The sequence below is a fragment of the Streptomyces sp. NPDC006602 genome (assembly GCF_042870385.1).
In the GTDB taxonomy this organism is placed as follows: Bacteria; Actinomycetota; Actinomycetes; order Streptomycetales; family Streptomycetaceae; genus Streptomyces.
On the sequence record NZ_JBIAHG010000003.1, the window covers coordinates 518,675 to 534,716 of the forward strand.

Below are 16,042 nucleotides of genomic sequence, written 5' to 3' on the forward strand. Positions count from 1 at the left end.
TGACGTCAGACCGTCTGGGGGTCCCCCCTCTGGGGGAGTTTGAGGACGAGGCCCTTCGGGCCGATGGGGGTCTGGGGGCGCAGCCCCCAGGGACGGGACGGGTAGGGGCGGCGGGGGCGAGAAACCCGTCCCGCAGCCACCGACAAACCGAAACGAGAGGTTGACCGATCGTGCACGCCGATGTCATCGCACAGGCCAAGGCATGGCTCGCCGAGGACCCCGACACGCAGACCCGTGAGGAACTCGCCGAGCTGATCGACGCCAAGGACGTCGCCGAGCTCGCCGAACGGTTCAGCGGAACCCTCCAGTTCGGTACGGCGGGCCTCAGAGGCGAGCTCGGCGCCGGGCCCATGCGGATGAACCGATCCGTGGTGATCCGGGCGGCCGCCGGTCTCGCCGCGTATCTGAAGAAGAACGGCCACACGGACGGAGTCGTCGTCATCGGCTACGACGCCCGCCACAAGTCCGCCGACTTCGCCCGGGACACCGCCGCCGTGATGACGGGAGCGGGCCTGCGCGCGGCCGTCCTCCCCCGCCCCCTCCCGACGCCCGTCCTGGCGTTCGCCATAAGGCACCTCGGCGCGGTCGCCGGCGTGGAGGTCACCGCCAGCCACAACCCGCCCCGCGACAACGGCTACAAGGTCTACCTCGGCGACGGCTCCCAGATCGTGCCCCCGGCGGACGCCGAGATCGCGGCCGAGATCGACGCCATCCCGTCCCTCACCACCGTCTTCCGCCCCACCACCGGCTGGGAGACCCTCGACGACGCCGTCCTCGACGCCTATCTCGCCCGCACGGACGCCGTCCTCGCCCCCGACTCGCCCCGCACGGCCCGCACGGTCTACACGGCGATGCACGGCGTCGGCAAGGAAACCCTCCTCGCCGCCTTCGCCCGCGCGGGCTTCCCGCGGCCCGCCCTCGTCGCCGAACAGGCCGACCCCGACCCGGACTTCCCGACCGTCGCCTTCCCCAACCCGGAAGAGCCCGGCGCGATGGACCTCGCCTTCGCGAAGGCCCGTGAGACGAACCCCGACCTGATCATCGCCAACGACCCGGACGCGGACCGGCTGGCGGTCGCGGTCAAGGACGACGGCGACTGGCGGATGCTCCGCGGCGACGAGGTCGGCGCCCTCCTCGCCACCCACCTGGTCGCCCGCGGAGCCCGCGGCACCTTCGCGGAGTCGATCGTCTCCTCGTCCCTGCTCGGCCGTATCGCCGAGAAGGCGAACCTGCCGTACGAGGAGACCCTGACCGGCTTCAAGTGGATCGCCCGCGTCGAGGGCCTGCGCTACGGCTACGAGGAGGCCCTCGGCTACTGCGTGGACCCGGACGGCGTACGCGACAAGGACGGCGTCACGGCCGCCCTCCTGATCACGGAACTCGCCTCCACGCTCAAGGAAGAGGGCCGCACCCTCCTCGACCTCCTCGACGACATCGCCGTCGAGCACGGCCTGCACGCCACCGACCAGCTCGCGGTCCGCGTCGAGGACCTGTCGGTCATCGCCGCCGCGATGCGTCGCCTGCGCGAACAGCCCCCGACCCACCTCGCGGGACTGCCGATCACCAGGTCCGAGGACCTCACCCGGGGCACGGACAAGCTGCCGCCCACCGACGGCCTGCGCTACACGCTGGACGGCGCCCGGGTCATCGTCCGCCCCAGCGGGACGGAGCCGAAGCTGAAGTGCTACCTGGAGGTCGTCGTCCCGGTCGCCGCGCACGCCGGTCTCCCGGCGGCCCGCGCGAAGGCGACGGACCTGCTGGCGACGATCAAGCGGGACCTCTCGACGGCGGCCGGCATCTGAGCCGCGAGCGACGGCACGGTGGGGCGCCCCCGAGGAAACTCAGGGCCCCCATCGGGCGATTTCCCCAGGCAGCTTGACGTGGGCACCACGCCTCGCTCCGCACTCCGGGCAACGGTGGAACCGGAATCACCCGCCGGCGATCAGGATCGCCAGCAGCACCGCTCCGGCCACCGCCGGCCCCACGACCTCGTAGGCCCACCGCACGGTCACCTCGCCCTGCGCCGCCTCCGACTTCGCCTGAGCCTCCTGGAGCTCGCGCAGCTCGTCCATGGCCCGGTCGGTCTCGGCGCGCGGGGGCCCGTCCGGTACCGCACCCCGACCACCGCCCCGCATCCCCCCGGACCCGGACAGCCCGGACAGCCCCCCGCCGAACGCGCCACGCCGCCCGGCGCCCTCCGCGGTTTGCCGCTCCTTCCGCCGAGCCGCCCTCTTGCGCCCCCGCAGCGACACGGGAATGGCCCACAGCTGGAATTTCCTGCTGTCGGCGATGACCTCGTTCGAGTAGCCCGAGCGCAGCAGCTCGACCTGCCCCCACGGCAACACGATCACGCGGAACGGATTGCGGATGCGCAGCCGTTCCTCGTTGGCGAACACGGCGGGCCGCAGCGTGAAGGCCACCACCAACGGCACCAGGAGGATCAGCGCGGCGAGCGCCAGCCAGGGCGTGCGCCCCTCCCCCGAGACGATCGCGTCGACGCCGAGCCAGCCGGCGATGCCGAGCAGCAGGAAACCGCCGGCCATGCCCGCGGGCGACCGGTAGATCCGGTCCGGCAGCTGGGGTGCCGAGGGCCGCGGCGCTGGAGACTGGGGTTGCGGGGTCGTCATGGTTCCGATTCTGCCCGAAGGCCCCGGTGAGGGTCGTACGCGGGCCGCCGTACCGGATGAGCACCTGATATGTCTGTCGGGGTGTACAGCCGCTACGCGCGTAGATATGCTCGTCTGGTGACCATGCCCACCACTGCACCTGCTGCTGCAAAAGCTCTCGCCGACGTCACCGCGTCCGACAGCACGCTGCGCCGCTTCCTCCACGGGCTGCCCGGCGTCGACGCGGTCGGCCTGGAGGCGCGCGCCGCCTCACTCGGCACCCGTTCCATCAAGACGACCGCCAAGGCGTACGCGATCGACCTCGCCATCTCGATGGTCGACCTGACGACGCTGGAAGGCGCGGACACCCCGGGCAAGGTCCGGGCGCTCGGCGCGAAGGCGGTCCGCCCCGACCCGACCGACCGTACGACCCCGGCGACCGCGGCCGTCTGTGTCTACCCGGACATGGTGGCCACCGCCAAGGAGGCCGTCGCCGGTTCCTCCGTGAAGGTCGCCTCGGTCGCCACCGCCTTCCCGGCCGGCCGGGCCGCCCTCTCCGTGAAGCTGGCGGACGTCCGGGACGCGGTCACCGCGGGTGCCGACGAGATCGACATGGTCATCGACCGCGGGGCGTTCCTCGCGGGGAACTACATGAAGGTGTACGACGAGATCATCGCCGTGAAGGAGGCCTGCGGGTCCTCCGCCCGCCTCAAGGTGATCTTCGAGACGGGCGAGTTGTCGACGTACGACAACATCCGCCGCGCCAGCTGGCTCGGCATGCTCGCCGGCGCCGACTTCATCAAGACGTCCACCGGCAAGGTCGCCGTCAACGCGACGCCCGCGAACACGCTCCTGATGCTGGAGGCCGTCCGCGACTTCCGCGCCCAGACCGGGGTGCAGGTCGGCGTGAAGCCGGCCGGCGGGATCCGCACTTCCAAGGACGCCATCAAGTTTCTCGTTCTGGTCAACGAGACCGCGGGCGAGGACTGGCTGGACAACCACTGGTTCCGCTTCGGTGCCTCCTCGCTCCTGAACGACCTGCTGATGCAGCGCCAGAAGCTGGCCACCGGCCGCTACTCCGGCCCCGACTACGTGACGGTGGACTGATCACCATGGGTTCTGTATTCGAGTACGCACCGGCCCCCGAGTCCCGCTCGGTCGTCGACATCGCCCCGTCCTACGGCCTGTTCATCGACGGCGAGTTCACCGAGGCGGCCGACGGCAGGGTCTTCAAGACGGTCTCGCCGAGCACCGAGGAAGTGCTGTCCGAGATCGCCCAGGCCGGCACGGAGGACATCGACCGCGCGGTCAAGGCCGCCCGCAGGGCCTTCGAGAAGTGGTCGGCACTGCCCGGCTCGGAGCGCGCGAAGTACCTGTTCCGCATCGCCCGGATCATCCAGGAGCGCAGCCGCGAACTGGCCGTCCTGGAGACCCTGGACAACGGCAAGCCGATCAAGGAGACCCGCGACGCGGACCTCCCCCTGGTCGCCGCGCACTTCTTCTACTACGCGGGCTGGGCCGACAAGCTCGACCACGCCGGCTTCGGCGCGAACCCCCGGCCCCTCGGCGTGGCGGGCCAGGTCATCCCCTGGAACTTCCCGCTCCTGATGCTGGCCTGGAAGATCGCCCCGGCTCTCGCGACCGGCAACACGGTGGTGCTCAAGCCCGCCGAGACGACCCCCCTGTCCGCCCTGTTCTTCGCGGACATCTGCCGCCAGGCGGGCCTGCCCAAGGGCGTCGTCAACATCCTTCCGGGATACGGCGACACGGGCGCGGCGCTCGTCGAGCACCCCGACGTGAACAAGGTGGCCTTCACCGGCTCCACGGCGGTCGGCAAGGCCATCGCGCGCCAGGTGGCGGGCACGAAGAAGAAGGTCACCCTCGAACTCGGCGGCAAGGGCGCCAACATCGTCTTCGACGACGCCCCGATCGACCAGGCCGTCGAGGGCATCGTGAGCGGCATCTTCTTCAACCAGGGCCAGGTCTGCTGCGCGGGCTCCCGGCTGCTGGTCCAGGAGTCGATCCAGGACGAGCTGCTGGACTCGCTGAAGCGCAGGCTCTCCACGCTGCGCCTCGGCGACCCGCTGGACAAGAACACGGACATCGGCGCGATCAACTCCGCCGAGCAGCTGTCCCGGATCACGACGCTCGTCGAGCAGGGCGAGGCGGAGGGCGCCGAGCGCTGGTCCTCGGCCTGCGAACTCCCCTCCTCCGGCTACTGGTTCGCCCCGACGCTCTTCACGAACGTCACCCAGGCGCACACCATCGCCCGCGACGAGATCTTCGGCCCGGTGCTGTCCGTCCTCACCTTCCGCACCCCGGACGAGGCGGTCGCGAAGGCCAACAACAGCCAGTACGGCCTCTCCGCCGGCATCTGGAGCGAGAAAGGCTCCCGCATCCTCGCGGTGGCGAACAAGCTCCGCGCGGGCGTCGTCTGGTCCAACACGTTCAACAAGTTCGACCCGACCTCGCCGTTCGGCGGCTACAAGGAGTCGGGCTTCGGCCGCGAGGGCGGTCGCCACGGCCTGGAGGCGTACCTCGATGTCTGACCGTCTCAGTGTGTTCAAGACCTACAAGCTGTACGTCGGCGGGAAGTTCCCGCGTTCCGAGAGCGGCCGGGTGTACGAGGTGACGGACCCGAAGGGCAAGTGGCTGGCCAACGCGCCCCTTTCCTCCCGCAAGGACGCCCGTGACGCCGTGGTGGCGGCCCGCAAGGCGTTCGGCGGCTGGTCCGGCGCGACCGCGTACAACCGCGGCCAGATCCTCTACCGCATCGCCGAGATGCTGGAGGGCCGCAAGGCGCAGTTCGTCCACGAGGTCGCCGACGCCGAGGGCCTTTCGAAGTCCAAGGCCGCCGAGCAGGTGAACGCGGCGATCGACCGCTGGGTCTGGTACGCGGGCTGGACCGACAAGATCGCCCAGGTGGTCGGCGGCGGCAACCCGGTGGCGGGCCCGTACTTCAACCTCTCGTCCCCCGAGCCGACGGGTGTGGTCACCGTGCTGGCCCCCCAGGAGTCGTCGTTCCTCGGCCTGGTCTCGGTCGTCGCCCCGGTGATCGCGACCGGCAACACGGCGATCGTGATCGCGAGCGAGAAGTCCCCGCTCCCCGCCCTCTCCCTGGGCGAGGTCCTTGCCACCTCCGACCTGCCCGGCGGTGTCGTCAACGTCCTCTCCGGCCGTACGGCGGAGATCGCGGCGCCCCTCGCGGCGCACCAGGACGTCAACGCGATCGATCTGGCCGGCGCCGGCACCGACGACGGACTGGCGAAGGAACTGGAGATCGCGGCGGCGGACAACCTGAAGCGCGTCCTTCGTCCACAGCCTGTGGACGACTGGTCGGCGACGCCCGGCATCGACCGTATGACGGCGTTCCTGGAGACGAAGACGGTCTGGCACCCCACGGGTTCCCTGGGCGCGTCCGGATCGGGTTACTGACCGGCCCGACCTTCACCGAAGACCGGAGAGCCGCGCCTCCCCTCCGTCCGGGGGAGGCGCGGCTCTTCACCTGCCGTCCTCAGTGGTTCAGCAGCCCCGCCACCTGCCCGACCACCGGCACGCTCCCGATGGACTGCGCCTGCGCGACCGGCCCGGTCAGCGCCTGCGACGTCAGCGGCTGGAAGTCGGCGAGCTGGGTGCCGACGCCGTTGTCGAGCGGGTCGACTCCCGTGCCGGCAAGGGGGTTGGGCTTGAGGCCGGCGACCGGGCCGGTGACGTGGCCGACGGTGCCGGTCAGAGCCTGGAGGCCGGCCTGCGGGTCGACGTTGCCGAGCGAGGACGGGCGGGTGCGCAGCACGTCGACGACCGGCTCGGTGTCCGCGGACGCCGTCACCGCGCCTGCTCCCAGGGCCATGCCCGCGGTCGCGAGGGCGACCAGGGCGCGCTGGGCGGTCGGGTTCTGGGAGGACGCGTGTCGGACCATCGTTTCTGCCACCTTCTGCTTGCTTCGACTTGCGCATGGTAATCAGGACGACACGAAGGGTAGTTGAACTGTGACGCGCGCTTCAAAGCCGACCCGCGGGGTCGTGCGGGAGCCGATCGATGCCTCACACTGGTGTCCCGTGAGCTCCCAACCACCCATACCGACGCGAGTCGTGCTGCTCTGCGGCCCCTCCGGCTCCGGCAAGTCCCTCCTCGCCGCCCGCTCCGGCCTGCCGGTCCTGCGGCTCGACGACTTCTACAAGGAGGGCGACGACCCGACGCTGCCGCTGGTGGCCGGGAGCTCCGACATCGACTGGGACCACCCGGACTCGTGGGACGCGGACACGGCGATCGCCGCGATCGTAGACCTGTGCCGTACGGGCCGAACAAAGATCCCCGTCTACGACATCTCCCTGAGCGCCCGCACCGGCGAGGAGTCGGTCGAGGTGGGCCGCACCCCGCTGTTCATCGCGGAGGGCATCTTCGCGGCCGAGATCGTCACCCGCTGCCAGGAACTCGACGTCCTCGCCGACGCCCTGTGCCTGAGCCGCGGCCCGGTCCGCACCTTCCGCCGCCGCTTCCTCCGCGACCTGCGGGAGGGCCGCAAGTCGGTGCCCTTCCTCCTGCGCCGGGGCTGGCGCCTGATGCGCGCCGAACGCTCCATCGTGGCCCGCCAGACGGCCCTGGGCGCCCACGCCTGCGACAAGGAGGAGGCCCTGGGCCGCCTGGCCTCGGCCGCGGCGGGACGCCGCCCGGCGGCGACTTCGGCCTCGCGGGGTTGATCTCCGCCCGCTGACCGCCGTACACGCGAAAACGGGACTGGACGGACCCCCCGGCCCTCCAGTCCCGCTCCCTTGGTGCTCCCCCGTGCTTCCCCCCATGGCCCCCCGTTGGTCCCCCGTGACCCCCGTTGGCCCCCCGGTTACCGCTCCCCCGTTACTTGCTTCCCCCCAACCTTCAGGCGACGAGCTCCCCGAAGGCGCTTTCCTCGTCACGGCCGAAGCTGAGGACCTCGTCCTCGCGCAGCCGGCGGAGCGACCGCCAGATGCTGGACTTCACCGTGCCGACACTGATGTCGAGGATCTCCGCGATCTCCGGGTCCGTGCGGCCCTCGTAGTAGCGCAGGACCAGCATGGTGCGCTGGAGTTCCGGCAGCCGGGCGAGCGCCTGCCACAGGACCGCGCGCAGTTCCGTGCCGCGCATCGCGTCCGTGTCGCCGGGCGTCTCCGGCAGTTCCTCGGTCGGGTACTCGTTCAGCTTGCGGCGGCGCCACGCGCTGATGTGCAGGTTGGTCATGGTGCGGCGGAGGTAGCCCCCGACCGCGGCCTTGTCACTGATCCGCTCCCACGCCCGGTACGTCGAGAACAGCGCGCTCTGCAGCAGGTCCTCGGCCTCGAAGCGATCGCCGGTGAGGTGGTAGGCGGTCGCGTACAGGGAGGCGCGGCGCTCCTGGACGTAGGCGGTGAACTCCGCCTCCGACAGCGAACGACGCTCCCCCGTGTCCTCCCTGTACGCGCTTCCCCCGTGCGCTTCCCCCGTGAAGCCGTCAACCACCGTCATGTACCCGGTGTGCTGACGCCCGGCGCCGCGAGCGCACCCCCGCCCTCCCCCACGCTCGAATGCACTCGCGCGGGAGGGACCCCCATCAACAGCGGACTTCTCGGAACCCCGGCCCCCGTTCACGTCGTGCAGACGCGTGATCACTGCGCTCGCGCTGGTGCCGTGCAGCGTGTTCATCTCGCGCCCCCCGTCGTGGACTTCCCGGTGTTTCGGTCCTGCGTGCTGCTTCCTTGCCTGTGCCGAAAAGCTTGCCCGGGCCACTTCATGGCCGTGTCCGCCGACTGTCACAGACCTGTCACAGGGCCCCCTTCGCAGGCCGCTCCCGGACGTGGCACAGCCCCCACACAGACGAGAGCGCTACCGGCGGGTAGAAATACAGGTTCGGGTCGGAAAAATACAGGTGTCGCAGCCCCACCCCGCCATGGGCCAGAATGACCCCCGTGCCTTCCCTGTTGCTGATCGAGGACGACGACGCCATCCGTACGGCCCTGGAGCTGTCTCTGACGCGCCAGGGACACCGGGTTGCCACCGCTGCCACCGGCGAGGACGGCCTGAAGCTGCTGCGTGAGCAGCGGCCGGATCTGATCGTGCTGGACGTGATGCTGCCCGGTATCGACGGGTTCGAGGTGTGCCGTCGCATCCGGCGCACGGACCAGCTGCCGATCATTCTGCTGACCGCGCGCAGCGACGACATCGACGTGGTGGTCGGGCTGGAGTCCGGTGCCGACGACTATGTCGTCAAGCCTGTCCAGGGGCGGGTCCTCGACGCCCGGATCCGGGCCGTGCTGCGGCGCGGCGAGCGGGAGGCGAACGACGCGGCCACGTTCGGTTCGCTGGTCATCGACCGCGCGGCCATGACCGTGACCAAGAACGGCGAGGACCTCCAGCTGACCCCGACCGAGCTCAGGCTGCTGCTCGAACTGAGCCGCCGGCCCGGACAGGCCCTGTCCCGGCAGCAGTTGCTGCGGCTGGTGTGGGAGCACGACTACCTCGGCGACTCCCGGCTGGTGGACGCCTGTGTGCAGCGGCTGCGCGCCAAGGTCGAGGACGTGCCGTCGTCCCCGACGCTGATCCGTACCGTGCGGGGCGTGGGTTATCGGCTGGACAGTCCTCAGTGACCGAAGCGCAAGGGGGGGTCCGCGGCTGGGCCGCGGCTCGTAAGGGAACCTGGTCACGGCTGCGCTTCACCAGCCTGCGCCTGCGGCTGGTCGTCGTGTTCGGTCTGGTGGCGCTGACCGCCGCCGTGTCCGCGTCCGGCATCGCCTACTGGCTCAACCGCGAGGCGGTGCTCACCCGTACCCAGGACGCGGTGCTGCGCGACTTCGAGCAGGAGATGCAGAACCGCGCGGGCGCGCTGCCCGAGAACCCCAGCCAGGACGAACTGCAGCACACCGCGGGCCAGATGGCGAACAGCAGCCAGCGTTTCAGCGTGCTGCTGGTCGCCGCGGACGAGAGCGGCACGACGGTGTACGGCAACTCCGGCGCACTGAACGGCTTCTCGCTTCAGGACGTGCCCGCCTCCCTGCGCGAGGCGGTGAACAGGAAGCAGCGGGTCACCTCGACCAACAAGTACGCCTACCACCTGTACTGGCAGCGGATAGTCAGCGACGGCACCCCGTATCTGGTGGCGGGCACGAAGGTGATCGGCGGCGGGCCGACCGGTTACATGCTCAAGTCGCTGGAACCGGAGGCCAAGGACCTCAACTCGCTCGCCTGGTCGCTCGGCATCGCCACCGGCCTGGCGCTGCTCGGCTCCGCGCTGCTCGCGCAGGCGGCCTCCACGACCGTACTGAAGCCGGTGCACCGGCTGGGTGTCGCCGCCCGGCGGCTCGGCGAGGGGAAGCTGGACACGCGGCTGCAGGTGTCCGGGACCGACGAACTCGCCGATCTGTCACGGACGTTCAACAACGCGGCGGCGGCGCTGGAGAAGCGGGTGGACGACATGGCCGCGCGGGAGGACGCGTCCCGGCGGTTCGTGGCGGACATGTCGCACGAACTGCGGACGCCGCTCACCGCCATCACCGCCGTCTCGGAGGTGCTGGAGGATGAGCTGGAGTCGGGCGGCATCGATCCCATGGTCGATCCGGCGGTACGGCTCGTGGTCAGCGAGACGCGGCGGCTCAACGAGCTGGTCGAGAACCTCATGGAGGTCACCCGCTTCGACGCGGGCACGGCGCGGCTGGTCCTGGACGACGTCGACGTCGCCGACCAGATCACCGCGTGCATCGACGCGCGGGCCTGGCTGGACGCGGTGGATCTGGACGCCGAGCGCGGCATCCACGCCCGCCTCGACCCGCGCCGCCTGGACGTGATCCTGGCGAACCTCGTCGGCAACGCGCTCAAGCACGGCGGGTCGCCGGTGCGGATCGCCGTGCGGGAGGCGGACGACGAGGTGGTCATCCAGGTGCGGGACCACGGGCCGGGCATCCCCGAGGACGTCCTGCCGCACGTCTTCGACCGGTTCTACAAGGCCAGCGCCTCCCGGCCGCGCTCCGAGGGCAGCGGCCTCGGCCTGTCCATCGCCCTGGAGAACGCCCACATCCACGGCGGCGGGATAACCGCCGCCAACTCCACCGAGGGAGGCGCGGTGTTCACCCTGCGGCTGCCGCGGGACTCGTCGCCGCTCACGGAGGAGCCCGACGAAGGTGAGAAGGCCAGGGGGGACGCCTGATGAACGTACGCCGAGTGCTGGCGCTCCCCGTGCTCGCCCTGCTCCTCGCCGGGTGTGGCATCCGGGCCACCGAGGTGCCCACCGACTTCGGTCCCGCGCCCTCCAGGGTGCGCTGCTCCCTCTCCAAGCCGGACATCACCACGCAGGCCTCGCGCGGGCTGCCGGTCCAGGTGTTCCTGCTGTGCGGTTCGTCTCTGGTGACCGTCGACCGGACCGTGCGCGTCCCGGACGGTACGGCGGACTCCGCGCGGCGCGTGCTGGTCGCGCAGGAGCTGCTGGACGAACTCGCCGCGACGCCGTCGGCCGCGGAGAAGGAGGCCGGCTACACCTCCGACGTGCGCGGCGGCATGACGGTGAGCGGGCCGCGCCCCGGGGATCCCGCGGACGCCCTGCGCCTGAGCACCCGGCCGGGCGACCTCACCTCCTACTCCCTCGCCCAGCTCGTCTGCACCTTCTCCGACTCGGCGGCCGCGGAGGGCGACGGCTCCGTCATCCTCGGCGGCCCCGGCAGCGAGCCCCTGCGCCGCTACGAGTGCACGGACGAGGTCCGCTCCCGCCCGGGCAGCAAGGAGCCACCGTCGAGCGAGGTGGCGGGCGGCTGACACCGGCGAGTGAGGCGCCCCGGAGGCGAACCGAGCCCCAAAAAAAAGGGGGGCGTGTGGCGCAAGCCTCATGCACGTACCTCTGGGTGTCCCGGAACCGATCGTGCCGGAGGCCGCGTCTAGGGGGGCGTGCAGCGTCAAGGCTCCATCGGCGGCAGTGCCGCGATTCGCATCCGTGTGACCGGAGGTGTCCTCCTCGTCGCACACCTCGCGTTCGTCGCCTGGTTCACGCTGCGTCCGCTGGACGTCCCCTGGGTGATGCCACCCAACCTTCATCCGCTGGCCGGTATCCGAGCGGATACGGCGCTCGGCTGGCAGGAGGGCGCCCGGCGCATCACCGAGGGGCTGGCGCTGCTGGCCCCGCTGGGCGCACTGCTCCCGATGGCACACGGCAGGCTCGCCGTTTCCCCGCTCGCCTCCCTGCTCCGTACGACGGCCGCCGCCGCCCTGATCTCCCTGGGCATCGAGCTGCTCCAGACCGGGGTGCCCGGACAGGTCGTCGACATAGACTCGCTGCTCCTGAACACGGCGGGCGTCGCCCTCACGCACGCGGCGCTCGTGCCGGTGGCCCGCGCCTGGCTGCGCCGCAGGACGGAGCGCGTACACCACCGCTCCGTCCGCCAGGAGGAGGCTCCTCAGGGTCGGACCCCGACGATTCCCAGGGTCGGTATCGCACCGTAGAGCGACGCTTTGCCCGCTTCGTCTCCGTACCGTGGTTGTCAGATGGCAGCCAACAAGGTCGCCTCCCACAGACGCTCACGAAGGAGCAGCCATGTCCCGCCTCGCCCGCCCCACCAACGGCCGCATGATCGGCGGAGTGTGTGCCGCGCTGGCACGGCGCTTCGGCACCTCCGCCACGACGATGCGGGTGATCTTCCTCGTGTCCTGCCTGCTGCCGGGCCCGCAGTTCCTGCTCTACATCGCGCTGTGGATCCTGTTCCCGTCGGAGGACAAGGCCACGCGCACCGCCTGGTAGGCGTACGTACGCCGGTGGGGCGCACCCCGTGTCCAAGGGTGCGCCCCACCGGCGCGTGCGGAGGCGGTGCGGGTCAGCCGAGCGGGATCCCGTTCACCGGCAGGTTGTTCGTGGGCAGCCCGGTGCCACCGACCGGGAGACCGCCGAGCAGACCGGCGACCGGCGCGGTCGGGCCCTCGGAGAGCACCTTCTGTGCGACCGGCTGCACGGTGGCGAGGCTCGTGGTGAGCGCCGGCTGCGCCTGCGACACCGCCTCACCGGCCCCCGGCAGCGCCTTCGTGACGTTCTCCGCCGGCAGCGTCTGGGTGACGGCGCCCAGCGCCTCGGGGGCGTCCGGAACGGCCGGTGCGGCGTTCGCGGCACCCGCCCCGGCGGCGGCGAAGGCGGCACCGAGAGCGGCGACACCGAGGGTCTTGGCAGCAGACTGCTTCATTAAAACGCGTCCTTGAATGGGATGACGGGGATGTGAGCGGTCCACGACCGTAAACACGTGACGGCACCCGCCGCAAACATCGAAATGCGGACGGATCGTGAAAGCCCGCCCGCATTCCGGTGCCCGGAATTTCCTCGGCTCAGCCCTCCTTGCCCACAGAACCGCTGGTGGAGGCGGTCTGCTGGAACAGCCATTCGGACTTCAGCTCGGCATATCCCGGCTTGATGACGTCATTGATCATGGCGAGGCGTTCATCGAAAGGAATGAACGCTGATTTCATAGCATTGACGGAGAACCACTGCATGTCGTCGAGCGTGTAACCGAACGCCTCGACAAGGTGCTCGAATTCCCGGCTCATGCTGGTGCCCGACATCAGGCGGTTGTCGGTATTGACCGTCGCCCGGAAGTGCAGCCGGCGCAGCAGCCCGATGGGGTGCTCGGCGTACGAGGCGGCGGCTCCGGTCTGGAGGTTGGAACTGGGGCACAGCTCCAGCGGGATCCGCTTGTCCCGTACATAGGAGGCGAGCCGGCCGAGCTTGACCGAGCCGTCCTCGTGGACCTGGATGTCGTCGATGATGCGCACACCGTGGCCGAGCCGGTCGGCGCCGCACCACTGGAGGGCCTGCCAGATGGACGGCAGTCCGAAGGCCTCGCCGGCGTGGATGGTGAAGTGGTTGTTCTCGCGCTTGAGGTACTCGAAGGCGTCGAGGTGCCGGGTGGGCGGGAACCCGGCCTCCGCGCCCGCGATGTCGAATCCGACAACACCGCCGCCCGCCAGGTCCCGGTAGCGGTTGGCCAGTTCGGCGATCTCCAGGGCGCGGGCGGCATGCCGCATGGCGGTGAGCAGGGCCCCGACGCGGATACGGTGGCCGCTCTCGCGGGCTCGCCGCTCCCCTTCCCGGAAGCCCGCGTTGACGGCCTCGACGACCTCTTCGAGGCTGAGCCCGCCTTCCAGGTGCTGCTCGGGGGCGTACCGCACCTCCGCGTACACGACCCCGTCCTCGGCGAGGTCCTCGGCGCATTCGGCGGCGACCCTCACGAGCGCGTCACGGGTCTGCATGACGCCGACGGTGTGCGAGAAGGTCTCCAAGTACCGTTCCAGCGAACCGGAGTCGGCGGCCTCGCGGAACCAGACGCCGAGCTTGTCGGGGTCGGTCTCCGGAAGGTCGGAGTACCCGGTCTCCCGGGCGAGGTCGACGATCGTGCCGGGGCGCAGGCCGCCGTCGAGGTGGTCGTGCAGCAGGACCTTGGGCGCCCGGCGGATCTGGTCCGAGTTCGGGGTGGTCCCCTTCGGGGCAGTCTGGCTCGTCATTTCCGCACTCTAACGCCTACGCGCGTAGATCGCGCGCTGTACGAAATCGTCGATACGTAACGGTGACCGCACGGACCAGTGTCGTACACCTCGCCTTCTGACACTGTTCTGTCATGGCACAGCAAGCGACGCCGGTTCGCACGGCCCGGCTGGGGCGGGCACTGGGACCGGAGCCGACGGCGGTGAGCGGGGTGGTGCTGTTGCTCCCCGGTGGCGACGAGGTCTCCGGCCGCAGACCGTCACCGATGATGGCGACCGCGTCCGTAAGGGCATTGGGACGGCGCCTGGCCCGCGCGGGCCGCGAGGACGGCCTGGCCACGCACGTCGTCCACTACCGCTATCGCGGCTGGAACGGCAGCGAGGCGCATCTGGCCCACGACGCCGCCTGGGCGGTCGACGAGACAGTACGGCGCTACGGCGACGTCCCCGTCTGCCTCACGGGCGTCGGCATGGGCGGCCGCGCCGCGCTGCACGCGAGCGGGCACGAGGCCGTCAACTCCGCGGTGGCACTGGCGCCCTGGCTGCCCGAGGAGGACGTGGCCGCGCCACCCGAACCGGTGAAGCAGCTCGTGGGGCGCCGGGTGCTGATCGTGCACGGCACGAATGACGAACGTACGGACCCGGAGTTGTCGTTCCGGCTGGCGGCGCGCGCGAAGAAGGCGAACCGGGACGTGTGCCGGTTCGAAGTGCACTCCGACGGGCACGGGTTGCATCAGCACCGGGAGGAGGTGCACGCGCTGGCGGAGGACTTCGTGATGGGGGCGCTGTTCGGGCGGGCGTTGTCGCGGCCGGTTCGGGATGCGTTGGCGGCGCCGCCGCCGTTGGGGTTGCGGATGCCGCTTGCTTCCGGGTTCGGGCGGCGGCGGTAGGTCCGGGGGCTACCGGCTTGTCTTCGGGCTGCGGGTTCGTTGTGGCTGGTCGCGCCCCGCGGCGGAGCCGCTGTGTCACAGCCCCGCGCCCCTAACCCGGCAGCAGATTGCCCCGTCTTGAGAGCAGGAACTTCTTGAAGGCCGCCACGGGGGGTGTGTCCGGGTGGCCGTCCAGCCAGGCCACGCCGATTTCCCTGGCCGCCCGTGGAGCCGTGACCGTCAGTTCCACGACTCCCGGGCGAGGAAAGACGGGTGGTGGCAGGAGGGCTACGCCTAGGCCCGCCGCGACCAGGCCCCTCAGGGTTTCCGCTTCCTCGCCTTCGAAGGCGACCCTCGGTTTGAAGCCGGCCTCCTGGCAGAGGTCGTCGGTGATGCGGCGGAGGCCGTAGCCGGGTTCGAGAGTGACGAAGGTTTCGTCGGCGGCCTCGGCGAGGCGGACGCGGCGGCGGGCGGCGAGGCGGTGGTCGGCCGGGACGACCAAGCGGAGCTTCTGTTCGTCGAGGCGGCGGGCGACGAGGTCGGGGGCGTCCGGGACGGGAGAGGTGAGGCAAAGGTCCAGTTCGCCTGCCCTCAGGCGCTCGATCATCGCCTCGCCGTAGTTCTGGACGAGGCTGAAGCGGACGCCGGGATGGTCGGCGCGGAAGGAGTGGATCAGGCCCGGGACGGTCTCGGCGCCCATGGTGTGCAGGAAGCCGAAGGCGACCTTGCCGGTGGCGGGGTCGGCGTCGGCGCGGACCGCGTCGGCGGCGCGCCCGACCTCGGCGAGGGCACGCTCGACGGAGGCGAGGAAGGTGCGTCCGGCGGGGGTGAGGGAGACCGTACGGCCGTGGCGGGCGAACAGATCGACGCCGAGGTCATGTTCGAGGCGGACCATGGCCCGCGACAGGGTGGACTGCGGGACCTGCATCTCCTGGGCGGCGCGGGTGACGTGCTCGGTGCGGGCGACGCCGGCGAAGTAGGCCAGGCGCGGGGCCAGCGACATCACCATGTCTTCTGTGTCACCGGATGGTGACAGGCGGGCCTGTGACCTCTGCTGATGCTTCATGGGAACGATTATGACGATTCCATGCATTGGACGGATGACCGGGAGCGTAC

The 16,042-nt window shown here is 70.8% G+C and carries 17 protein-coding genes; 11 read left to right on the top strand and 6 right to left on the bottom strand.

What is annotated here, in order from left to right; genetic code table 11:
- Positions 1-170: 170 nt before the first annotated feature.
- Positions 171-1,802: a phospho-sugar mutase gene (locus ACFYO2_RS11135; RefSeq protein ID WP_388347127.1), complete on the top strand. Its 1,632-nt coding sequence runs from the start codon at positions 171-173 to the stop codon at positions 1,800-1,802.
- Positions 1,803-1,928: 126 nt separating this feature from the next.
- Here the strand turns inward: ACFYO2_RS11135 and ACFYO2_RS11140 are convergent, their stop codons facing one another.
- Positions 1,929-2,627 (bottom strand): PH domain-containing protein, encoded by a 699-nt coding sequence (locus ACFYO2_RS11140; protein ID WP_388347129.1) that lies wholly within the window; start codon positions 2,625-2,627, stop codon positions 1,929-1,931.
- Between the two features lie 123 nt (positions 2,628-2,750).
- Between ACFYO2_RS11140 and deoC the strand changes: the two genes are divergently transcribed.
- From deoC to ACFYO2_RS11155, 3 genes are read left to right on the top strand one after another with little or no spacing between them, the layout of a single operon-like run.
- Positions 2,751-3,713, top strand: a complete 963-nt coding sequence (gene deoC, locus ACFYO2_RS11145) for a deoxyribose-phosphate aldolase (RefSeq protein WP_388347587.1) — start codon at positions 2,751-2,753, stop codon at positions 3,711-3,713.
- Between the two features lie 5 nt (positions 3,714-3,718).
- Positions 3,719-5,155, top strand: coding sequence for an aldehyde dehydrogenase family protein (locus ACFYO2_RS11150; protein ID WP_388347131.1), 1,437 nt, complete (start codon positions 3,719-3,721; stop codon positions 5,153-5,155).
- Complete coding sequence (locus ACFYO2_RS11155; protein WP_388347133.1) at positions 5,148-6,041, top strand: aldehyde dehydrogenase family protein; 894 nt, start codon at positions 5,148-5,150, stop codon at positions 6,039-6,041. The genes ACFYO2_RS11150 and ACFYO2_RS11155 overlap by 8 nt, the downstream gene beginning before the upstream one ends.
- Before the next feature lie 79 nt (positions 6,042-6,120).
- On the opposite strand, the gene ACFYO2_RS11160 is transcribed toward ACFYO2_RS11155, so the two are convergent.
- Positions 6,121-6,525: a hypothetical protein gene (locus ACFYO2_RS11160; protein WP_388347135.1), complete on the bottom strand. Its 405-nt coding sequence runs from the start codon at positions 6,523-6,525 to the stop codon at positions 6,121-6,123.
- 70 nt (positions 6,526-6,595) lie between these two features.
- On the opposite strand from ACFYO2_RS11160, the gene ACFYO2_RS11165 reads away from it, so the two are divergent.
- On the top strand, positions 6,596-7,306 hold the full coding sequence (locus ACFYO2_RS11165; protein WP_388347137.1) for a uridine kinase: 711 nt from the start codon (positions 6,596-6,598) through the stop codon (positions 7,304-7,306).
- Positions 7,307-7,481: 175 nt separating this feature from the next.
- Here ACFYO2_RS11165 and ACFYO2_RS11170 read toward each other — a convergent pair whose 3' ends face one another.
- The gene (locus ACFYO2_RS11170) at positions 7,482-8,261 is read right to left on the bottom strand and encodes a SigE family RNA polymerase sigma factor (RefSeq protein ID WP_388347139.1); all 780 of its coding nucleotides are present in this window, start codon (positions 8,259-8,261) and stop codon (positions 7,482-7,484) included.
- A 263-nt stretch (positions 8,262-8,524) separates the two neighbouring features.
- Here ACFYO2_RS11170 and afsQ1 point away from each other — a divergent pair, with 263 nt between their 5' ends.
- The 5 genes from afsQ1 to ACFYO2_RS11195 all read left to right on the top strand — a co-directional run bounded on the left by afsQ1 (position 8,525) and on the right by ACFYO2_RS11195 (position 12,333).
- The gene (gene afsQ1, locus ACFYO2_RS11175) at positions 8,525-9,202 is read left to right on the top strand and encodes a two-component system response regulator AfsQ1 (protein ID WP_055611283.1); all 678 of its coding nucleotides are present in this window, start codon (positions 8,525-8,527) and stop codon (positions 9,200-9,202) included.
- Positions 9,199-10,755: an ATP-binding protein gene (locus ACFYO2_RS11180; protein ID WP_388347141.1), complete on the top strand. Its 1,557-nt coding sequence runs from the start codon at positions 9,199-9,201 to the stop codon at positions 10,753-10,755. The genes afsQ1 and ACFYO2_RS11180 overlap by 4 nt, the downstream gene beginning before the upstream one ends.
- Complete coding sequence (locus ACFYO2_RS11185; RefSeq protein ID WP_388347143.1) at positions 10,755-11,357, top strand: hypothetical protein; 603 nt, start codon at positions 10,755-10,757, stop codon at positions 11,355-11,357. The genes ACFYO2_RS11180 and ACFYO2_RS11185 overlap by 1 nt, the downstream gene beginning before the upstream one ends.
- Before the next feature lie 129 nt (positions 11,358-11,486).
- Positions 11,487-12,038, top strand: a complete 552-nt coding sequence (locus ACFYO2_RS11190) for a VanZ family protein (protein WP_388347145.1) — start codon at positions 11,487-11,489, stop codon at positions 12,036-12,038.
- A gap of 91 nt (positions 12,039-12,129) precedes the next feature.
- Positions 12,130-12,333: a PspC domain-containing protein gene (locus ACFYO2_RS11195; protein WP_388347147.1), complete on the top strand. Its 204-nt coding sequence runs from the start codon at positions 12,130-12,132 to the stop codon at positions 12,331-12,333.
- A 73-nt stretch (positions 12,334-12,406) separates the two neighbouring features.
- Here the strand turns inward: ACFYO2_RS11195 and ACFYO2_RS11200 are convergent, their stop codons facing one another.
- Together ACFYO2_RS11200 and ACFYO2_RS11205 are read right to left on the bottom strand one after the other, a co-directional pair.
- A complete protein-coding gene (locus ACFYO2_RS11200; RefSeq protein WP_388347149.1) occupies positions 12,407-12,766 on the bottom strand; it encodes an ATP-binding protein in 360 nt (119 codons plus the stop codon).
- Positions 12,767-12,905: 139 nt separating this feature from the next.
- Positions 12,906-14,078: an adenosine deaminase gene (locus ACFYO2_RS11205; protein ID WP_388347151.1), complete on the bottom strand. Its 1,173-nt coding sequence runs from the start codon at positions 14,076-14,078 to the stop codon at positions 12,906-12,908.
- 113 nt (positions 14,079-14,191) lie between these two features.
- On the opposite strand from ACFYO2_RS11205, the gene ACFYO2_RS11210 reads away from it, so the two are divergent.
- Positions 14,192-14,947: a prolyl oligopeptidase family serine peptidase gene (locus tag ACFYO2_RS11210; protein ID WP_388347153.1), complete on the top strand. Its 756-nt coding sequence runs from the start codon at positions 14,192-14,194 to the stop codon at positions 14,945-14,947.
- A gap of 91 nt (positions 14,948-15,038) precedes the next feature.
- Here the strand turns inward: ACFYO2_RS11210 and ACFYO2_RS11215 are convergent, their stop codons facing one another.
- Positions 15,039-15,992, bottom strand: a complete 954-nt coding sequence (locus ACFYO2_RS11215; protein WP_388347155.1) for a LysR family transcriptional regulator — start codon at positions 15,990-15,992, stop codon at positions 15,039-15,041.
- Positions 15,993-16,042 lie beyond the last annotated feature (50 nt).

Excerpts from the sequence above, each read along its gene's own strand:
- ACFYO2_RS11140 (WP_388347129.1), bottom strand. The coding sequence starts at position 2,627 with ATGACGACCCCGCAACCCCAGTCTCCAGCGCCGCGGCCCTCGGCACCC.
- deoC (WP_388347587.1), top strand. The coding sequence starts at position 2,751 with ATGCCCACCACTGCACCTGCTGCTGCAAAAGCTCTCGCCGACGTCACC.
- ACFYO2_RS11205 (WP_388347151.1), bottom strand. The coding sequence starts at position 14,078 with ATGACGAGCCAGACTGCCCCGAAGGGGACCACCCCGAACTCGGACCAG.
- ACFYO2_RS11185 (WP_388347143.1), top strand. The coding sequence starts at position 10,755 with ATGAACGTACGCCGAGTGCTGGCGCTCCCCGTGCTCGCCCTGCTCCTC.
- ACFYO2_RS11195 (WP_388347147.1), top strand. The coding sequence starts at position 12,130 with ATGTCCCGCCTCGCCCGCCCCACCAACGGCCGCATGATCGGCGGAGTG.
- ACFYO2_RS11150 (WP_388347131.1), top strand. The coding sequence starts at position 3,719 with ATGGGTTCTGTATTCGAGTACGCACCGGCCCCCGAGTCCCGCTCGGTC.
- ACFYO2_RS11210 (WP_388347153.1), top strand. The coding sequence starts at position 14,192 with ATGGCACAGCAAGCGACGCCGGTTCGCACGGCCCGGCTGGGGCGGGCA.
- ACFYO2_RS11155 (WP_388347133.1), top strand. The coding sequence starts at position 5,148 with ATGTCTGACCGTCTCAGTGTGTTCAAGACCTACAAGCTGTACGTCGGC.
- ACFYO2_RS11160 (WP_388347135.1), bottom strand. The coding sequence starts at position 6,525 with ATGGTCCGACACGCGTCCTCCCAGAACCCGACCGCCCAGCGCGCCCTG.
- ACFYO2_RS11215 (WP_388347155.1), bottom strand. The coding sequence starts at position 15,992 with ATGAAGCATCAGCAGAGGTCACAGGCCCGCCTGTCACCATCCGGTGAC.
- ACFYO2_RS11170 (WP_388347139.1), bottom strand. The coding sequence starts at position 8,261 with ATGAACACGCTGCACGGCACCAGCGCGAGCGCAGTGATCACGCGTCTG.
- ACFYO2_RS11200 (WP_388347149.1), bottom strand. The coding sequence starts at position 12,766 with ATGAAGCAGTCTGCTGCCAAGACCCTCGGTGTCGCCGCTCTCGGTGCC.